Raw genomic sequence first — 18,826 nt, 5'->3', positions numbered from 1 at the left:
GCATGGCCCACGCCCGGCGTAAAATCCATGATATCCATGTGCGCCATCCGTCGCCGACCACTACCGAGGCCCTGCGCCGGATCGGTGAGCTGTACGCGATCGAAGCCGATATCCGGGGGCGCCCGGCAGAGGAACGACAATAGGTGCGCGAAGCACGATCCCGACCAATACTTGTTGGTCTGGAGAGTTGGGTCCGGGAAAAACTCACCACGCTGTCGCGCCAGGCCGATACGGCAAAGGCGTTCAACTACCTGATGAACCACTGGCGTGCGTTGTGCTACTACGCCGGAGATGGCTGGGCGGAGATCGACAATAATATCGCTGAAAACACGCTGCGGGTTATAAGCCTGGGTCGCAAGAACTATCTGTTCTTCGGTTCGGATAGCGGCGGCGACCGGGCGGCGCTGATGTATACGCTGATCGGCAGTTGCAAACTGAACGGCGTGGAGCCGGAAGCGTATCTGCGCCATGTGCTGGCAATTATCGCGGATCATCCCATCAACAAAATCAAAGAGCTCCTGCCGTGGAACCTCACCATCCCTGCTGAATAACTGTCAATACGGTGCTGGGCGTACGCTTACCCGGAACAGATGATCGGATACGTCGGAATCTGCAAGAAATGCTTGCCACCCCACAAACGTGGCTATGCCGCCGGGAGAAGACGCCAGCAGCGACGCTGCCGCGGAGATACGTCAGGAAGAGGGATGTTACTTTTTGCTTTACGACCAGCGCTCGCCGCTGATGCAACGCCCGGAGATACGCCGCTGGCTCTGCGACTACCTCAACCCTCTGGCGCTGTTGCCCTATACCCCGCCCGCAAGCCAGCATTTCTGGTCGCCGGCCTACGGACTGTTGCCGCGCTGGCACCATCGCCGTCATGAACCGCCGGCGGCTAAACCACCAGAGCTGACCCGACTGACCCTCACCTTGTATCGCAACCATTCGGAATTCGACGTGCTTGCTGCCGCGCTGACCGCGCTATTGGCGGCGCAATCCATTCAGTTGGACATCAACGCGGTGGAATATGACCAATGGTATCAAGGCGACGCCACCGTGGATATTTGGCTAGGCAGCGCCAATTTCTCGCGGCCGCTGGCGTTTTCGCTGTTTGCCACCCTGTATGAAATACCGCTGCTGCATCGTTGCCTGCCGCCGACGCTGCACGACGCGGCCGAACGCTGGCGCCATCGCCAATTGCCGATGGCGGAATGGTGCCGGTCGCTGGTTGACGAACATTGGTTTCATCCGCTGTACCACAATTGGCTCAGCCTGCAGGGCAGCCGTAGCATGCGCGGGATCCGGATGAACACCCTGGGCTGGTTCGATTTCAAATCGGCCTGGTTCGCGCCGCCGGCACCCTAGCTACGCTCAGGCTACCGGCGCCCTGGCTACCGTTTCCTTTGTTTTCCGTATTTCCGGCGCCAAAGGCGGGATTTACTGTTAACCAGACTCGTAAGCGTTTACAATTAATGCCGTTCTCAACGGGGTGCCCATTCCCGCCGCCCGCCGCGGCAGGAGTCAGCTGAGAGAAGACCCGTCGAACCTGATCCGGTTAATACCGGCGAAGGGATTTGAGAGTGCGCTTCTGCCTCAAAGACCTTTGCCACCCTTATCTCAGGAGTGCAAGGTGTTGAAAAAATGGTTGTTCTGTCTGTTACTGGCCGCCGCCGCGCAGGCGTGGGCCAAACCTACCCTGACGGTGTATACCTATGACTCGTTTTCTTCCGAATGGGGACCGGGGCCGGCGATAAAAACGGCGTTTGAGAAGGAGTGCGGCTGCGAACTGAAGTTCGTCGCGCTGGAAGACGGGGGGGCGCTATTGAACCGCTTACGTCTGGAAGGCAACAACAGCCGGGCGGACATCGTGCTGGGTCTGGACAACAACCTGCTGCAGGCGGCGCACGATACCGGCCTGTTCGCCCCCCATCGGGTCGCTACCGACGCGCTTACGCTGCCCGGCGGCTGGCATGACGACACTTTCCTTCCCTACGACTACGGTTATTTCGCGTTTGTCTATGACCAGACCAAACTCAAAAATCCGCCCCGCAGCCTGCATGAGCTGGTGGACGGCCCCGCATCATTAAAAATCATCTATGAAGATCCGCGCACCAGCACTCCTGGGCTGGGGCTGCTGCTGTGGGTGCAGAAAGTCTATGGCGCCGGCGCGCCGGCGGCCTGGGGAAAACTTGCCGCGAAAACCGTTACCGTGACCAAAGGCTGGAGCGAAGCCTATGGTCTGTTCCTGAAAGGGGAAGCGGACATGGTGCTCAGCTATACCACCTCGCCGGCGTACCATATTATCGAAGAGAAGAAAAATCAGTACGTGGCGGTGGCCTTCAGCGAAGGGCACTACCAGCAGGTAGAAGTGGCCGGGCAACTCGCGGCCAGCAAACAGCCGGCACTTGCCCATCGCTTTATGCAATTTATCCTCACGCCGACGTTTCAGCAGACTATTCCCACCGGCAACTGGATGTATCCGGTGACGAATACCCCGCTGCCGGCCGGCTTCGCTGCCCCCGCGCAACGGACATTGAGTTTCACACCGCAGCAGGTGGCCGCCGGGCGCGCCGGATGGGTCAGCCGCTGGCAGCAGGCCGTCAGCCGCTAATGTCCGCCGCCCGCCGTCGAAGCGACGCTCGTGAGCAGTGGGGGGGCGCGCGGCTGGCGCAGCGAATCCGGCGCGGGCCGCGCGGCGACCACCCCGCGACCTCCCCTGCCCTTGCCGTCCCGATGACGGGCCGCAGCGCCGGTTTTCCCGGCTGGTTATGGCCCGGCGTCGCGGCGGCGTCAGTAATTGCCATTATCGCCATTGCCGCCTTCAGCGCCCTGTGGCGCCACGCGCCCGCGCATCCCTGGCGACCGCTGCTGGCGGACAGCTATCTATGGCATGTGGTGTCCTTTACCTTTACCCAGGCGCTGCTATCGGCGCTGTGCTCCACTCTGCCGGCCGTGGCGCTGGCCCGGGCCCTCTACCGCCGGCGGTTTCCCGGCCGCGCGCTGCTGCTGCGTTTTTGCGGTATGACGCTGGTGCTGCCGGTGCTCGTGGGCGTCTTTGGCATTATGAGCGTGTTTGGCCAGCAGGGCTGGCTGGCGCAACTGTGCCGCGGTCTGCATGTGGAATATAGGTTCTCCCCCTACGGCCTGAGCGGTATCCTGCTGGCGCACGTCTTTTTCAACCTGCCGCTGGCGACGCGATTATTACTGCAGGCGCTGAAGAGCATCCCTGTTGAGCAGCGACAACTGGCGGCGCAGTTGGGCATGTCCGCCGGGCCATTTTTCCGCCTGGTCGAATGGCCCTACTTACGCCGTCAGCTACTGCCTGCGGCCGCGCTGATTTTCATGTTGTGTTTCGCCAGTTTCGCCACCGTGCTAGCGCTGGGCGGCGGCCCGCGGGCGACGACGATCGAGTTGGCGATTTATCAGGCCCTCAGCTATGACTTTGATATCGGCCGCGCCACCCTATTGGCACTCATTCAAATGGTCTGCTGCCTTGGGTTGGTAATGTTGAGCCAGCGCCTGGCCGGGGCGCTGCCGGTAGGCCATACCCAGCACGCTCGCTGGCGCGATCGCCAGGCGGCGCCGGGCAGGATGGTGTGCGACGGCCTGATTATTCTGGCCGCGCTGCTGTTACTGGTGCCGCCGCTGCTGGCGGTGGTCATTGGCGGTCTGAGCGGCAGCCTGCTGACGGTGTTAACTCAAACCGCACTGTGGCGGGCGGTGTTCACCTCGCTGTCTATCGCGCTGTGCGCCGGCCTGCTGTGTCTGCTGCTCACCGGTATGCTGCTCTGGAGCAGCCGCGAGTTGCGTCTGCGCCAGCGCCGACTGTGCGCCCAGCTATTGGATCTGAGCGGCATGGTGATCCTGGCGATGCCCGGCATTGTGCTGGCGACGGGTTTTTTTCTGCTGGCAATGGACAGCGGCGGACTGCCCGCCTCACCCGCGCCGGTGGTTATCCTGGCCAATGCGCTCATGGCCATTCCCTATGCGCTGAAGGTATTGGAAAGTCCAATGCAGGACGTGGCCGAACGCTACCGTCAACTGTGTCTGGCGCTAGACCTCCGCGGCCTTAACCGGTTACGTCTGGTGGAATTGCGCGCGCTGCGTCAGCCGGCGGGGCGCGCTCTGGCCTTCGCCAGCATCTTATCGCTGGGGGATTTTGGCGTGATTGCCCTTTTCGGCAGCGAGGATTTCCGCACCTTGCCGCTTTATCTCTATCAGCAGATAGGCGCCTATCGCAGCCAGGATGGCGCAGTGACCGCGCTGCTATTGCTGCTGCTCTGCCTGCTGCTGTTTAGCTTGTTTGAAACCTTGTCGGGGTCCCATGATAACGCTCGATAACGTGACCTGGCTTTACCGCCATTTACCCATGCGCTTCGATGTCCATCTCGACGCCGGCGAAAAGGTGGCGGTACTGGGCCCGAGCGGCGCCGGCAAAAGCACGCTGCTGAACTTGATTGCCGGCTTCCTGACGCCGCACAGCGGCAGTCTGTGGCTGGACGGCGTGCTCCATCACCAAACGCCGCCGGCGCGGCGGCCGGTATCGATGCTGTTTCAGGAAAACAACCTGTTTGCGCACCTAACCGTGGCGGAAAATATCGGGCTTGGCCTGCATCTCGGCCTGCGTTTGACGCCCGCGCAGCGCATCCAATTAGAGGAAGCGGCGCGGCAGGTCGGGCTGGAAAACGTGCTGGACCGGCTGCCGGCGGCGATCTCCGGCGGCCAGCGTCAACGCACCGCGCTGGCCCGCTGTCTGGTGCGTCAGCAGCAGATTCTCCTGCTCGATGAGCCGTTTTCCGCGCTGGATCCGGCCCTGCGCGCCGAGATGGTGAGATTGCTCAATGACGTTTGCGCGACGCGCCGTCTAACGCTTTTGATGGTATCGCATAACCTGGATGATGCCCTGCGGCTGGCGCCGCGCACCCTATTGGTGGTGGATGGCCGTATTTATTATGACGGCCCCACCGCGGCGCTGGCGAGCGGCGAGTCCCCGGCGGCGGCGATACTGGGTATTGGCCGCTAAGCGCGGTGCGCGAAGCTCGCCGGCAAACCGGGGCGGGCACCGCAATACCGCGCAACCGGTGGGCGGTCGCGCCGGTTGCTGCCTGGGTCGGGTTAACGCGGCGCTAAAACGGCTTAAGGATCGCCAACCGTCACACCCGCAACACATGCCACAGCAGGCCGGCGTACAACGGCATCAGCGGATGGCGCACCAGCAGAACCATGGCCACCACGGCCGCCAGCGTCAGCAGCGGCGCCAGTCAGCGCAGCAGCAGCCAGCAGGCCAGCCAGAGCAGTAGCGCGCTAGCCAGCAGCAGCAGACGGAACTCGCCGGTGCTCTCCCCCGGCGGGATATTGATCGCCACGCTCGCCAGAATGCCGGGCAGCAGATAGACCGGTGGCCAGCTCAGACAACCGATGATGTTCGGCAAGGCGAATTTATAGGGTGAGAGATCCAGCATACCGGCCACCAGCGGCACCAGCTGTCGGGTCGGCCCGATAAAACGGCCCACCAGAATTGTCATCATGTTGTGCCGGTGCAGCGCGTGCTCGGTTTTAGTCAACATGCTGCGGTGTTTTTTCCAAAACGACAGTGTCTTGAGCGGTTTTTTAAAAGCGTGGCCGACATACCACGAAATCCAATCGCCCAGCAAACAGCCGATAATGCCGGCGCCCCAAGCGGGATAAAACGCCATTTTTCCGCTGCCGATCAGCGCACCGGGCGTCGCCATCATGACCGTGCCCGGCAGCAGTAGCCCCACCAGCGCCAGCGATTCAAGAAAAGCCACCAGCGTGACCGCCAACAGTGAAAAAGCCAGGGATTGCGTCACCCAGTGTTCAAAAAAGGCTTCCATAACCCCTCTTTGTCATAAACCCGCAGTGGATTGTCGGTGCCGGACGCCGGCACGTCAAACAATCAATTGTATACGGATTTGGCAAAATGCTCCCTTTACCCGGTTGGCTGGACAATTACTGTATAAATATTCATACTTTACCCTGTACCGGTTGCGCCAAAGGCTTATCCTCCTCCTCGCCCGGCGCCCTTTTTCACTCTCACGGGATAGCCTGACGCCATGTCCGTTCCTTCCCTGCCGCGGCAGGGTTTTATTCTGACCCGTCACTGGCGGGACACGCCTGCCGGTAGCGCCATCGACTTTTGGCTGGCAACGGACCAGGGCGTGCAAAAGGTCAGTCTCCCTCCCCAGGAGGCGGTGGCTTTTGTGCCGACGGCGTTCAGCGATCGCATCCGCGTGCTGCTGGCCGGCGAAGACGTGCAGCTCCGGCCGCTGGCGCTGCGGGATTTTCAGCGCCGGCCGGTGGAGGGGCTTTATTGCCGCCATTACCGCACGTTGGCGCGCGCCGAGAAAATCTTGACCGAAGCCGGCATCCCGCTTTATGAAGCAGATATCCGCCCGCCCGAACGCTACCTGATGGAGCGTTTTATCACCGCGCCGGTGCTGTTCGACGGGACGGCCAGTACCGACGGTCACATACACAACGCACGGCTGAAGCCCGCGCCGGATTACCGGCCCGTGTTGTCACTGGTGTCGCTGGATATCGAAACCAACCGTTTCGGCGAGCTCTATTGTATCGGTCTGCACGGCTGCGGCCAGCATCAGGTGTATATGCTGGGGGAGCCGGGCGGCCCCCCCGCTACGCGGCCGGAGATGCAGTTGGAATATGTTCCCAGCCGTAAAGGGCTTATCGAACGGCTTAATGCCTGGTTCGCCCGGCACGATCCCGACGCGATTATCGGCTGGAACCTGGTGCAGTTCGACCTGTGCATGCTGCAAAAACACGCCGAACGTTATGGGCTGTCGCTACGCCTCGGACGCGGCTGCGAGGCGCTGGAGTGGCGCGAACACGGCTTCAAGCAGGGCTATTTTTACGCCGCCGCCGCGGGCCGTCTGATTATCGACGGTATTGACGGTTTAAAGTCCGCCTTTTGGCAATTTTCCTCCTTTAGCTTGGAGCATGTGGCGCAGACGCTGCTCGGGGAGGGCAAGGCCATCGCCACCCCTTACGATCGCATGGATGAAATCGATCGCCTATACCGCGAGGACCCGCCGGCGCTGGCGCATTACAACTTGACGGACTGCGAACTGGTCACACGCATTTTCGAGCATACCCGGCTGTTGGCGTTTCTGCAGGAACGGGCGACGGTTACCGGACTAGCGTCGGATCGCAGCGGCTGATCGGTGGCGGCATTCAGCTGGCTTTATCTATCGCGCATGCACCGCGCCGGCTATGTCACGCCCAACCTCGGGGATGTGGCGCCGCCGGCCAGCCCCGGCGGCTACGTCATGGATTCCCGTCCCGGGCTGTACGATTCGGTACTGGTGCTGGACTATAAAAGCCTTTACCCCTCCATCATCCGTACCTTTTTGATCGATCCAGTTGGCTTGATTGAAGGGCTGGCGGCGGACGAGGGCCCGGACACGCTGGCAGGGCCGGGAGCGCGCCAAGCGCGAGCATAACGCGCCGCTGTCCCAGGCGATGAAAATTATCATGAACGCCTTTTACGGCGTATTGGGCGCGCCCGGCTGCCGTTTTTTCGACAACCGGCTGGCGTCCTCTATCACGCTGTGCGGCCACACAATCATGCATCAGACGCGGGCGCTTATCGAGGCGGAGGGCTATCCGGTCATCTACGGCGATACCGATTCCACCTTCGTCTGGCTTAAACGCCCCTACCCCCAGGACGCGGCAGTAGCCATCGGCCAGGGGCTGGTGAGCAAAATCAACGCCTGGTGGCGGGACAATCTGCGCCAAGAGCTGGATCTCGACAGCGCCCTGGAACTGGAATTCGAGACGCATTTCAGCCGTTTTCTGATGCCGACCATCCGCGGCGCGGAGCTGGGCAGTAAAAAAACGCTATGCCGGGCTAGTGCAGGACGAACAGGGGGATCGCATGGTGTTTAAAGGGCTGGAAACCGTCCGCAGCGACTGGACGCCGCTGGCTCAGCAGTTCCAGCAGCAGCTCTACGAGCGTATTTTTCGCCGCCAGCCGTATCAGACGTCCGGGCGTGATTACGTGCGTCAAACGCTCGACGGCAGCTTCGACGATCGGCTGATTTATCGTAAGCGGCTGTGGCGCAAGCGGGGGGAATATGAGCGTAACGTCCCGCCCCAGGCCGTGCGGCACGCATCGCCGATGCCTATAACCTGCGCCACCAGCGCACGCAGCAGTACCAGAACGGCGGCTGGATCAGCTACATCATGACCACCGCCGGCCCCGAGCCGCTGGAATGCCGCCACAACCCGCCGGATTACGATCATTACCTCAGCAAGCAACTGCAGCCGGTGGCGGACGCGATCCTGCCCTTTATGCAGGATGATTTTGCTACCCTTATATCAGGTCAAATGGGATTGTTTTGATTGGCGGGGCGATTGACAGGTGACGTCGCCGTCGCCATCCATTACCATAGCGCCTCAACGCGTAATTTTAACCCCTGACCCCGACTTACGCCGTGTACTTCAGGCCCGCGCCTACCACGGCCAGCCGCGCTATTGCCGGTAATTTAGCCCAATACAACACTGAGCCGAGAATTTATGCCTTTTACGCTAGGTCAACGCTGGATAAGCGATACTGAAAACGAGCTGGGACTGGGCACCGTCGTCGCCCAGGAGGCACGGATGGTGACCCTGTTGTTTTCCGCCAGCGGTGAAAACCGCCTGTACGCCCGCAGCGACGCCCCGATTACGCGGGTGATGTTCAATCCCGGCGATACAGTGACCAGCCACGAAGGCTGGCAGCTGCTTATCGACGCCGTCGAGGAAAAAGAGGGGCTGCTGACCTATATCGGTACCCGTCTGGATAACGGCGAAACCCACTGCGCGCTGCGCGAAGTGCTGCTCAACAGCAAGCTGACCTTCAGCAAACCGCAGGACCGCCTGTTTGCCGGCCAAATTGACCGCATGGACCGTTTCGCGCTGAGCTACCGCGCGCGCAAATTTTACAGCAAGCAATTTCGCGCGGCGTGGAACGGCCTGCGCGGCATCCGCGCCAGCCTTATCCCCCATCAAGTGCACATCGCCGCCGGTTGAGGGCCATGCTGATGGACAGCCACGGCACCAGCCGGGTCATGTTCCGCAATACCCGTCAGGGCGTGAAAGGTTTTCCGGCGCGCCGGCTGCACGCCCACGCCCTGCCGCTGCCCGCGCAATACCAGACCGCCTTGAAGGTGGCCGGCATTATGGGCAGCAAGCAGGCGCCGGATGAACGCGCGCGTCATAGGCTGTACCCGGAACACATCTTTCAGCAGTTTGAGGGACAAAACACCACCTGGTGGAACTTCGACCCGCGCGTGCAGTGGCTGGTCGACTTCCTGCTCGACCAGCGCCAGGAGAAAGTGCTGGTGATTTGCGCCCATGCCGGCCCTGCGCTGTAGCTGGAGCAGGTGTTGCGCGAACGGGAAGGCATCCGCGCCGCGGCCTATTTCGCCTCGGAGGAAGCGGCGCGCAGGTGCTGTTGTGCTCGGAAATCGGCTCCGAGGGGCGCAATTTCCAATTCGCCAGCCAAATGGTGATGTTCGACCTGACCTTCAATCCGGATCTGCTTGAGCAGCGCATCGGCCGTCTGGACCGCATTGGCCAGAGTCGGGAGATCCAGATTCATGTCCCCTATATGGAACAGTCGGCGCAGGCGGTGCTGCTGCGCTGGTACCATGAAGGGCTGGATGCGTTCGAGCATACCTGTCCCACCGGCCGCGCCCTGTATGATGAAGCGTATCAGACCTTGCTAGGCTATCTGGCGGAGCCAGGCGCGCTGACCGGTTTTACGGCGTTTCTTCACGATTGCCGCGCCCGTCACGATGCGTTGAAAGCGTAAATGGAGCTGGGCCGCGACCGCCTGCTTGAGCTGCACTCCAACGGTGGCGAGCCGGCGCGGGCCCTGGCGCAGACCCTCACCGAGCAGGATAACGACAGCCAACTGGTGAATTTCGCTCTGAATCTGTTCGATATCATCGGGATTGCCCAGGAGGACCGCAGCGATAATCTCATCGTCCTTAAACCGTCGGATCATATGCTGGTACCGGACTTCCCGGGCATGCCGGAAGAGGGCTGCACCATCACCTTCAATCACGACCAGGCGCTGGTGCGCGAAGAAACGCAGTTTATCAGTTGGGAACACCCGATTATCCGTAACGGCCTGGATTTGGTGCTCTCGAGCGAAAGCGGCAGCAGCACGCTGTCGATGCTGAAAAACAAGGCGCTGCCGGTCGGTACCCTGTTATTGGAGCTCATTTATGTCGTGGAGTCGTAGGTGCCGCGCAAATTGCAGCTTAACCGCTTCTTGCCCGCCACCCCGCTGCGCCTGCTGCTGGATAAAAACGGCACCAACTTGGCGCCGCAGGTAGAATTTGAGCAATTTAACCGCCAACTCAATGCCGTGAAGCGCCATACCGCCAGCAAACTGGTCGGCGCGGTGCAGCAAGAGGTGCATGGGATGCTCATGCACGGCGAACCCCTGGTGGCGCAACAGGCCCGCGCGCTGATTGACGACGCCCGGGCGCAGGCGGACCAGCGCCTCGGCGCCGAACTGAGCCGTTTGCAGGCGCGGCGGGCGGTCAACCCGGCTATCCGCGACGACGAACTGGAGGCGGGGGCGGAAAACCGCCGCCAGGTGCTCAAGCATCTTGATAAGGCCAGCTGGCGTCTGGACGCCATCCGCCTTATCGTGGTCACTCATCAATAACCCGCAACCTCTCCCCTGCGGTAACGCCGCCGGGTTCACCCGGAGCCGTATGGAACCTTATCATCCCCCCGCAAACCCCCTGGCTGCATATCCTGTACCAGGATACTCGAGAAACAATAACTTATTGATATTAAATTTATTATTTGTATAGATCTAAAATATGTACACGTTTAGGTACAAATATGAGTTATGTTTATGGTAAATGAATTAATCACTATCTACGCACAAGACCTGCACGGCAAAAACAGCCAAGCACATCGCATCGCTAACTCATCCTACTCTGACGCCATGCACACCCCGTATGCAGCAATATCCCAACTCCACAATAGGGACGATGTGTCAGCCACCGAGAGAATGCACACCGGGGGTTCGTGCCTACCAAGCTCACACATCGCTGCACAAAATCTCTCCAGCCCTTGTGCTATGCGGTTTCTGCTGGGCATACCAYACGRCCTACAAAAATATTGTAGGTCTCCGTGAAGCGTACAGCAGTCAGATATTGGCAAGCGGGAAGTCATTTGGGTGGTGCCGCTGGACAAGTCCTTCAGACGTGCGCAAGTCAAAGTGGCACGCACCACGTATCTTTTAGTAACGTGGTTAGATGGTAAACGCCCCGTGGAGGACGTCTTGAATTATTGGTGGGTTTGTTGTATGGCCCGGTAAGAATATGTTCCACTACGATGCCTAGTGAACCCGCATCCTATAAGGGACGACTGTCAGATCATGGATAATCCGGCGATGATAGTGTCCACTTAAATTTTAATGGACACTATCACAAACTTCAGAACCACTAATTTCATATCACTCAAACCGGGATGGAAATAAAAATTATTAAAATCAATACAATGTGAAAATGCAATGAGCATAAGTGTGTAACGTAAGTTTACTGTCTCATACAACAAACCCACCAATAATTCAAGACGTCCTCCAAGGGGCGCTTACGATCAATCCAGGGCATGACCGGGCCGCTGTAGACCGCGTTAAACAGGGTTTGCCGGTCAATGTCTGCCGGTAAGGGGATCATGCCCGTCGATATCACCACATCCAGCCAGCGACGGTAGAGCGGGCGGGTCACCTGGGCGATAAACGTGTCCTGCAAAATACCGTACCCTTCCTGCGCCTCCACCAACTCCTGGCGCTGGGCACTGTAAGTGCCGTCATAGCTACGGGCAATCGAGGAAAAACTGCCCCGCGTCCCCGCGTCCCCGCGTCCCCGCGTCCCCGCGGCTACCGCCCGTAGCTGCCCCATACGAAACGATTCGAGGTTGCTGTTGGGCAGGTCAGATTTCACCATGCCGACCTTCTCGCCGGGGCGCAGGCCGTCAAACAGCATACCGGGCTCGATATCCAGCTCCCGCGGGGCCTCATCCGCCTTATCGTCGTAGTTGAACGCATCCCCTTTGACGACGTACATCCCCAGCGACGCCGCGATACGTGCCGCTATCCGCTCTGACGCTTCATAATCTTTCAGATCGGCCAGCCGAATGATGACGCCTGCGAGCAACGACACCCCGCGCACCTRATGCAGACGRCGGGTAAATTTCAGGTGTAACATCTGCGCAGCGTCCACATCATCGTACAATCCGGCGRCGAGACCTTCAGACGGCAGACTGCGGTACAGGGTGTAGCYYACGGGACGCTTCCACGCATCAAGGCGGATGCCCTGAACCACCCCCTGCTCCGGAGCCGACAGGTTATCGGGGACAAAATCCGGCTCCAGCGCCTGGATCCAGAATGGCACCCCGTTTTCACGCTTGAGCCCCGCACCATTCGCCACAAATACGCGGGCAAAGACCTCACCGTCGCGCAGCCAGGTACGCCGCAGCAAACGCTCAAGCACCGGGCGGGTATACTGACCGGTCACGTCCGGTGAGACAGACCATTGTACCCAGTGCTGGTGAATTTCATCGGCCAGCGCCTTGTCCAGCACACCKGCACGGRTTAATGGCTGMGGCTCAACGATAATGCCCTTTGCCCCGATAATGCGCTCTTCCAGCTTGTCCAGCGCCCCAGTCACCACATCGTGATTCATGTCCAGAAAGCGCGCCTGCTCACGTAGCGAACGTCCGCCAAACTGGCTCAGTTGGTTCGCCGTCCGCGTTTCCCGTTGCACTTTATGCGTCCGGGTCGACATCACGGCCTCGTATGCCTGTATCGTTGCCCGCGAGCGTAGTCGGGCCGCTTTCCAGCCCGGTGATACCGCGCCTATCAGGTTATCCAGTACATTCATCGAAACCTCGCCAGTGAATAACGTGAACGCGTGCCACTGCCGCCCAGCTGGGCCAGACGGCTTTCGATTTCCTGCCGCCCGCGGCGGATTTCGCTCAGGTTTTCCAGGGTCATCGATTGCCCGTTCATCATCACGGATTTGCCCATCAGCACCGCCTTTTCCGCGTCGTAATACTTCTCCAGTAGTCGCGTTAAACGTGCCTGCGTCATAACCATCCTCCCCCGCCGCTCCAGGCCGACGGCATTTTCCGTTTTTCGGTTTTCAAGGGGCGCTCGCCTCCTTCCGTTTTTTCAGGGACCTTGACCGGCGCGGGCGGCGGCGTTTCATCTGGCAAACGCGCCCAGGCGGGCGGTTTAGCCCAGTCAATCTCTTCATAGCAGTGCAATATCACCAGCGCCTAGACATAAACCAAAAGGTCAAAGGCTTCGTTGTTGCCGCGCCCCGGTTTAGTCCATTTGCCATCCGGCCCGCGCTCTTCATAGGTCAACTCGTCATAAAACGTTGCCGGCAGCCAGTCGGGGAAATGCACATAGTTCGGCCCCGGCGTGTCGCGCTCCAGTGCGGCGGCCACCCGGTCCTTAAGCGCATTAGTCTGCAACAGATATAGCGGCACATCGCCCCGCGCCCGTGCCTGGCGCTCTGAGCGTTCCGTGTTATCCGGGTAGCTGCTGGAAATCAGTTTTCCCCGCGTCAGGCTGTCGCCCTTGAACAGATATACCCGCCGCCCAAGGCCATCACGCCGACATTGCCGCCAAAAATGGTAGGCATTGTCGGTGACCCCGTCTTCACCGCCGGAGTCCACCGCCAGGGCCAGAATGCCCATGCACGTCTGTGGCGYGGCGCTCAACGGGTAGGTTTTCYCCAGCACATCGGTACGTAACAGCGYCCAGTCTTCCACATAGRCCGCCGGGTTAATCGGCAGGCTTTCCCCCTGCTCATCTGCGCGTGGCGCATGACGGAGCGAGAAGCGGTCTATCACCCAGCGTTNCCCCTGTGCGCCGTATCCCGTGACCTGCACCACAAAGCGACGCTGACGGGCCCCCTGCACATCCACGGTCGCCACCAGAAAACGCACCCCCGTCGGTACCTTGCGTTTGCCCAGCGGCTCGGCACGTGCCATCAGCACCTCGCCTTGCAGTTGCTCCTGCGAGCGACGCGGCAGATAGGGCAGTCCCCAGTCGGTATTGATGACTGCTTTCAGGGTTTCCTCGCTGCCGGTACGTGCATACTCCTGCTCGGAGGTCAACAGCTTGTAAACCAGCTGCGCCCAGGTCTGATAGGCCGCCGCCGGCCCTTCCATCCAGAAGGATGCAATGCGTGAACGTCGAGGCACCCCCGAGCGGTTGCCGTGCCGATCAATCTTCTGGCCTTCAATCAGCCAGACGCCTCGGTTGTTCAGTTCGCGCTTCTGCGTCGCGTCAATCCGCCCCTGGCMATGGGRACAACACAGATGTGCCGCCTCGCTCGCCTGCACCGRGTCGGCGATATCACGATAGCCGGTCATCGTGTCCATGGCGGGCTGAAAAAACTCGCCGCAATGCGGGCAGGGCCAGTACCAGCGACGCCGMTCACCCCGGTTGTAGAGCGACAGAATGCCGGTCGTGGGCGGGGCCTGATGGGGAAACTCTCGGTGCCATTTGACATCGGTGATTTCTCGTCCTGGCGAGCTTTCGACCAACGTCATTCCTGACGACATGAAGGTCGTTGTTCGCTTGGAGGCCAGAGAAAAYGCATCCCCTTCGCCATCAATGTCGGCGGGGAAGCGGTCATAATCGGTGAGTGCCACGCATTTAAAATCTGAGGAGGACATCACGTTAATGGAGGGCCAGCCCAGTTTTAGATAACTGCCAGAGAGNAAAAAACGGTCATAGAYATTGTTGTCGTTACGAAGGGGACTTAAACGTTTCACGACCTCCGGACTACAGCGAAATGTTCTTGCCAATCTTTTTTTAGAATGTTCCTGCGCCTTGTCTTGCGTCATCTGAACGATCATAATATCGGACGGATCGCAAACAATGTTGTAAACCACCCAGCCGTCAATTAAACCGATGGTTTTCCCCGTTCTCGCCGGCCCAACAAAAACCACTGCATCATACTGACGGGATGTCAGGCAATTCATTGGCTCAACAATATAAGGAGCGACGCGGGGATCCCAAGGAACAGAATTACCAGCGCCTACCGGCACGCGCATGTAACTCGTCACTGCATCAGCTACAGGCATTCGACGAGGTGCCGCAAACAAGTCCCCTGAGTCTATTTTAAGCGTTTTTGCGGTTACCTGTTTCAAGCGGGTTATTCCTCCGACGGCTCCTCCGATATAGAAGTATCATCTTCTCTGACGCGCATCGTGATATTGTCCCGCAAATCATTAATGGTCTCCTGGACTTGTTCTATCACGGTTGGGGACAACGCACAATCGCGATCCAAAATATCTGTTAAAGTTTCAAGCACTTGGACAACCGCTTTTGCTATTGAAGAAAACTCACGTTTAACTTCATGTGCTGGTAGCAACTGCCCCATTTCTTGCTGATACTTCAGACGTTCATTTTCAGCCTGCCAATGCGCTCGTCGCTCTGCTGGTGTCATAGCACTGACATCTATTTCCTGGGGTGCGCTAAGCGACATCAAAAGATCCTGCACACGATAATATTTACGGGTCTTGCTGCTCCCCTCGGCAAGGGGCAACGAGCGGACCATCGCTGCTACTGTTTTTCTGTCTCTACCAATCGCCGCTGAAAGCTCTGTGATACTTAGTGTGRAATTTAANYARGCRMSYMGTKGNKGAYRTCNYTGWWTTMTTNGSTSRKTTKGTTSTNMTRARANNCAAATGACGCATTTCCGATATATATTAACCAAAGGGCTAGGTTGCATTTGGCCGTTTGACCGTTTGGAGCGGAAACCCAAAAATGAGCCGTTTCCCGCGGGGGCGCCGCCTCGTGGTAAGGGGTCCCCCTCGAGAGTACCTTTTACTCACCCTCCGCGCGTCGTAGGCATATCAGTGCGGCGATGTGAACCTTCACTTATCGCGCTTAACCATCTGGCGAATAGACCATAAAATAATCATGGCAGCGAAGACGGTTCCCCAATTCACAGGAATTAGCATCCAACCCGTAGACGAAGCCAGTAAGTTCCACGCCCACAAAAGCAGCCAGGAAAAGCCTAACCCCACGCTGAGCATAAATATCATTAGGCCAGTAAGCACCGTAATGGCTTGGCCTGTCGTTAATCCCGACGATTTCATTTTCTCATTTCCTCAATTTTTCTCAGTGCGGCTTTCTCCTGATTGCACATCTCCAGTGCCAGCAGCAGCTTCTCATTGAGTATCACACTGTCGCCCCACGTCATGTGCTCTGGGATAACCGGCAGTGGACAGTCATCGAGTAGTGTGGCCGGTATCGGCGTGAGCGGGATGGGCAGATATCTTGTCTGCGTGCGCACGCAGCCGGTTAACAGCACCGGCAGGCACAGGCAGACGAGCACAGCGCTCAGGCGTAATGGCCTCACGTATCTGGATGATACGGGGCTGGAAATCCTGCATCGCCTGCTGATGTGCATCCTGTGTCGCTCCGACTATCTGGTTGAACAGCGCTACCGCCTGTTCATAGTGCGTAAACTGTGCGTGGGCGGCGTCACGCTCGGCGACCATCGACTGATTGGCCTGCTTCAGGCGAGTGATGTCGACGTACTGGAGTCTAACCACTATGGCGAGAGCGGTAAGCGTCAGCAACATCACACCGAGCGTGAGAAGTTTCCAGCGCATCACTTATCCTGCTTTGATTTGCGATTATCCAGCACCAATAAAACATCGAGAAGGATTTTGGCCTGCTCCACACTGGCAACTCCAAACGAAATCCGACCACAGCCCAAATCAGCGAAGCCATCATTCAGATAGCGGCATACCGTTTCCAGTTGCTGCTTTTCATGCTTTGTCATTGCAACATTCCCTGCGGTGACATCAGCGATGCAAACATCTCCATACGGTGCGCGACATCGCGTACAGCGTCTGTGGGTGATTTGCCCTGACGGATGGCTTCATCAAACGCTGCTTGCTCTATTTTCTGCATGCATATGAGCACGCCAAGCTGTTGTTCCCCGGCTGTCGGACGCTCCCCTGTCCCTAGACCTGCTGCACGATTTTCCGCACGAGCCAAATTGATGTAATGATGACGCTGTGCCCCCAACGCTTTCAGACCATCACGACTTTCGTGATAGCCCGGCAGATACTCGCGGCAGATGGGTTCGGCGGCACGGCGTTTAGCAAGGGCTTTGGTGACGTCCAGCTTGAAACGTTTCATGGCTTCAGCATCGCGGCCACGAACCAAACGGCAAAGGTAGTCAAACTGATTTTCGTTTATTAGCGCGTACTTAAGCTTTGTGCCCCCGGTAGCATGTGCGCACGTCTCCGTTTGAAACGGAAGCGTGCCTAACTTGCGTAGTTCAACTTTATGTTTTTGGATAAGCTCATAAAGCTTTTTGTGCTTAATGCCAACGCACTGCGCAAACAAGCGGGAGTCAATACGCGCTTCCTGCTTGTGCTGAGTAAGAATGTTATCCTGTTCATGATTGCTGAACGTAGTGACATCATTTTTCATCAATGATTTCCTTTTAGTGATAAGCCCTGGCGCTCAGGAACAACCAGCCCATAGAGGGTTCATCAGACCACTGCTGATTGTCCTCAAGGCTTATCCTGAAAGGCTCTATGGAGGGATTGCGCCGAGCGTTGGCGCACAATAAAAAGCCCCGCGAGATGCGAGGCTTATCGATTTTTTGTCTTTGGCTGGTACTTGCTTGCCCACACCTTGGCAATATGCAGGCAGTCGTCAAACATCTTGCCCTTGGCGCTGACGGAAGCACTCCGGCGATAATGGTCTAGGGCCCTGTCTGCGCCCTTCAGGGCGACCGATTGCTCATAGCCCTGTTTCACCAGTTCGGCGACCACATGCATTTCAATGAATGGCGTGTAGTCTTTCATGCTGCTTCCGGATCCTCGTCAGCATCGGGAAAGTCGCCCAAATCTGGGATCGCTATCTGAGTCAGTTGCAATACCAGTTTGGTCACGTCCTTAATCGTCTTGATGTCGCGTTTGCGTTGGGCGAGTAACCCACTGCCTTTTTGTCCGCGATGCTTAAATGACTTTTTGCCAAATGCCGCTATCACATCGTGGAGCTTTTGTCCTGCCAGTTGAGTGAGATTGCCAACTTCAAGGCAACCTACTTCAATACCTGATTCTTTTTCAGACAAATCCAACAACCAGATACGAAGGTCTTTGGCTACTGGTGTGCGTGACACCATGCCAATGAGGTGAGTACCGCGAGGAGAAAATAGGCGAACCTCTTTTGAAAGTCCTCCGTAAGTCATTGATTTATCCGAGACCGTCACTTTGGTCGTCATATTCTCGGTAAATTCATCCTTATGGCGGTGAAAAATCTTGTTTACCTGTTTTACATCCTTGTACTCAAGCAAATCAGCAAGGTGTTCAGCAGTAAACCAGATTTTCCCGTTACCATTGTCAAACGGCACCACGGAGTGATTTTTAAACGTTAATGCTTCCATTGCGTTTACCTTTTCTATGAAATGAACCTTTGCCGAAATAGAACGTCAGCCCACCGAAGGCTCGCCAGCACAAACTGACGCCCTCAAAGGCTCATTCCATAGGTTCAGGTTCGGTGGTTTTAGATGTGCTTTCGGTGCGCAGGCGAAAAAAAGCCCCGGACGATGCCGAGGCTTATTGATTTGGATTAAAGGGTTACAGGGACTTCAGACGTAAGCGCCCCGTGGAGGACGTCTTGAATTATTGGTGGGTTTGTTGTATGGCCCGGTAAGAATATGTTCCACTACGATGCCTAGTGAACCCGCATCCTATAAGGGACGGCTGTCAGATCATGGATAATCCGGCGATG

At 58.1% G+C, this 18,826-nt stretch carries 11 protein-coding genes, 6 pseudogenes and 1 riboswitch; of the genes and pseudogenes, 7 read left to right on the top strand and 10 right to left on the bottom strand.

The window, feature by feature from the left end; all coding sequences use genetic code 11:
- From ACMX3H_RS02210 to thiQ, 5 genes and pseudogenes are all read left to right on the top strand, one after another.
- Positions 1-551, top strand: a pseudogene (locus tag ACMX3H_RS02210) (IS66 family transposase); the annotation flags it as partial.
- Between the two features lie 133 nt (positions 552-684).
- Positions 685-1,362 (top strand): annotated as a pseudogene (locus ACMX3H_RS02205) (transcriptional regulator SgrR); the annotation flags it as partial.
- 110 nt (positions 1,363-1,472) lie between these two features.
- Positions 1,473-1,588: riboswitch (TPP riboswitch) on the top strand.
- A gap of 39 nt (positions 1,589-1,627) precedes the next feature.
- Positions 1,628-2,608, top strand: a complete 981-nt coding sequence (gene thiB / locus ACMX3H_RS02200; RefSeq protein WP_415209635.1) for a thiamine ABC transporter substrate binding subunit — start codon at positions 1,628-1,630, stop codon at positions 2,606-2,608.
- Positions 2,609-2,730: 122 nt separating this feature from the next.
- Positions 2,731-4,338 (top strand): thiamine/thiamine pyrophosphate ABC transporter permease ThiP, encoded by a 1,608-nt coding sequence (thiP, locus tag ACMX3H_RS02195; RefSeq protein ID WP_415209637.1) that lies wholly within the window; start codon positions 2,731-2,733, stop codon positions 4,336-4,338.
- Positions 4,322-5,020, top strand: coding sequence for a thiamine ABC transporter ATP-binding protein ThiQ (thiQ, locus tag ACMX3H_RS02190; protein WP_415209634.1), 699 nt, complete (start codon positions 4,322-4,324; stop codon positions 5,018-5,020). Before thiP ends, thiQ begins: the two co-directional genes overlap by 17 nt.
- Before the next feature lie 130 nt (positions 5,021-5,150).
- Here thiQ and ACMX3H_RS02185 read toward each other — a convergent pair.
- A pseudogene (locus tag ACMX3H_RS02185) lies at positions 5,151-5,852 on the bottom strand (DedA family protein).
- A 219-nt stretch (positions 5,853-6,071) separates the two neighbouring features.
- Here ACMX3H_RS02185 and ACMX3H_RS02180 point away from each other — a divergent pair.
- Together ACMX3H_RS02180 and rapA are read left to right on the top strand one after the other, a co-directional pair.
- Positions 6,072-8,376, top strand: a pseudogene (locus tag ACMX3H_RS02180) (DNA polymerase II).
- A 174-nt stretch (positions 8,377-8,550) separates the two neighbouring features.
- Positions 8,551-10,696, top strand: a pseudogene (gene rapA, locus ACMX3H_RS02175) (RNA polymerase-associated protein RapA).
- A gap of 883 nt (positions 10,697-11,579) precedes the next feature.
- On the opposite strand, the gene ACMX3H_RS02170 reads toward rapA, so the two are convergent.
- The 9 genes and pseudogenes from ACMX3H_RS02170 to ACMX3H_RS02130 all read right to left on the bottom strand — a co-directional run bounded on the left by ACMX3H_RS02170 (position 11,580) and on the right by ACMX3H_RS02130 (position 18,479).
- On the bottom strand, positions 11,580-12,926 hold the full coding sequence (locus ACMX3H_RS02170; RefSeq protein WP_415209633.1) for a phage portal protein: 1,347 nt from the start codon (positions 12,924-12,926) through the stop codon (positions 11,580-11,582).
- The gene (locus ACMX3H_RS02165) at positions 12,923-13,135 is read right to left on the bottom strand and encodes a primosomal replication protein PriB/PriC domain protein (RefSeq protein WP_415209632.1); all 213 of its coding nucleotides are present in this window, start codon (positions 13,133-13,135) and stop codon (positions 12,923-12,925) included. Before ACMX3H_RS02165 ends, ACMX3H_RS02170 begins: the two co-directional genes overlap by 4 nt.
- Positions 13,132-15,213: pseudogene (locus ACMX3H_RS02160) on the bottom strand (phage terminase large subunit family protein). The gene ACMX3H_RS02165 and the pseudogene ACMX3H_RS02160 overlap by 4 nt, the downstream one beginning before the upstream one ends.
- Before the next feature lie 5 nt (positions 15,214-15,218).
- Positions 15,219-15,674 carry a DUF1441 family protein gene (locus tag ACMX3H_RS02155; protein ID WP_415209636.1) on the bottom strand — a complete coding sequence of 152 codons (456 nt, stop codon included), beginning with the start codon at positions 15,672-15,674 and terminating at the stop codon, positions 15,219-15,221.
- Between the two features lie 625 nt (positions 15,675-16,299).
- Entirely contained in the window at positions 16,300-16,686 is a 387-nt protein-coding gene (locus tag ACMX3H_RS02150; RefSeq protein ID WP_415209631.1) for a hypothetical protein, read from the bottom strand.
- Entirely contained in the window at positions 16,686-16,859 is a 174-nt protein-coding gene (locus ACMX3H_RS02145; protein WP_415209630.1) for a hypothetical protein, read from the bottom strand. Before ACMX3H_RS02145 ends, ACMX3H_RS02150 begins: the two co-directional genes overlap by 1 nt.
- Positions 16,856-17,518 (bottom strand): Rha family transcriptional regulator, encoded by a 663-nt coding sequence (locus tag ACMX3H_RS02140; RefSeq protein WP_415209629.1) that lies wholly within the window; start codon positions 17,516-17,518, stop codon positions 16,856-16,858. The genes ACMX3H_RS02145 and ACMX3H_RS02140 overlap by 4 nt, the downstream gene beginning before the upstream one ends.
- A 164-nt stretch (positions 17,519-17,682) precedes the next feature.
- On the bottom strand, positions 17,683-17,898 hold the full coding sequence (locus tag ACMX3H_RS02135; protein WP_415209628.1) for a hypothetical protein: 216 nt from the start codon (positions 17,896-17,898) through the stop codon (positions 17,683-17,685).
- A complete protein-coding gene (locus tag ACMX3H_RS02130; protein WP_415209627.1) occupies positions 17,895-18,479 on the bottom strand; it encodes a Bro-N domain-containing protein in 585 nt (194 codons plus the stop codon). The genes ACMX3H_RS02135 and ACMX3H_RS02130 overlap by 4 nt, the downstream gene beginning before the upstream one ends.
- Between the last annotated feature and the right edge of the window lie 347 nt (positions 18,480-18,826).

The sequence above is a fragment of the Sodalis sp. (in: enterobacteria) genome (assembly GCF_047607725.1).
In the GTDB taxonomy this organism is placed as follows: Bacteria; Pseudomonadota; Gammaproteobacteria; order Enterobacterales; family Enterobacteriaceae; genus JBLKSS01.
The sequence above is the reverse complement of the archived record's forward strand: the minus strand, read 5'-3'. Positions and strand labels throughout refer to the sequence as shown.

What these genes read in the sequence shown, in the direction of transcription:
- ACMX3H_RS02135 (WP_415209628.1), bottom strand. Translation starts at nt 17,898, where the DNA reads ATGAAAGACTACACGCCATTCATTGAAATGCATGTGGTCGCCGAACTG.
- thiQ (WP_415209634.1), top strand. Translation starts at nt 4,322, where the DNA reads ATGATAACGCTCGATAACGTGACCTGGCTTTACCGCCATTTACCCATG.
- ACMX3H_RS02165 (WP_415209632.1), bottom strand. Translation starts at nt 13,135, where the DNA reads ATGACGCAGGCACGTTTAACGCGACTACTGGAGAAGTATTACGACGCG.
- ACMX3H_RS02145 (WP_415209630.1), bottom strand. Translation starts at nt 16,859, where the DNA reads ATGACAAAGCATGAAAAGCAGCAACTGGAAACGGTATGCCGCTATCTG.
- ACMX3H_RS02140 (WP_415209629.1), bottom strand. Translation starts at nt 17,518, where the DNA reads ATGAAAAATGATGTCACTACGTTCAGCAATCATGAACAGGATAACATT.
- ACMX3H_RS02150 (WP_415209631.1), bottom strand. Translation starts at nt 16,686, where the DNA reads ATGCGCTGGAAACTTCTCACGCTCGGTGTGATGTTGCTGACGCTTACC.
- ACMX3H_RS02130 (WP_415209627.1), bottom strand. Translation starts at nt 18,479, where the DNA reads ATGGAAGCATTAACGTTTAAAAATCACTCCGTGGTGCCGTTTGACAAT.
- thiP (WP_415209637.1), top strand. Translation starts at nt 2,731, where the DNA reads ATGACGGGCCGCAGCGCCGGTTTTCCCGGCTGGTTATGGCCCGGCGTC.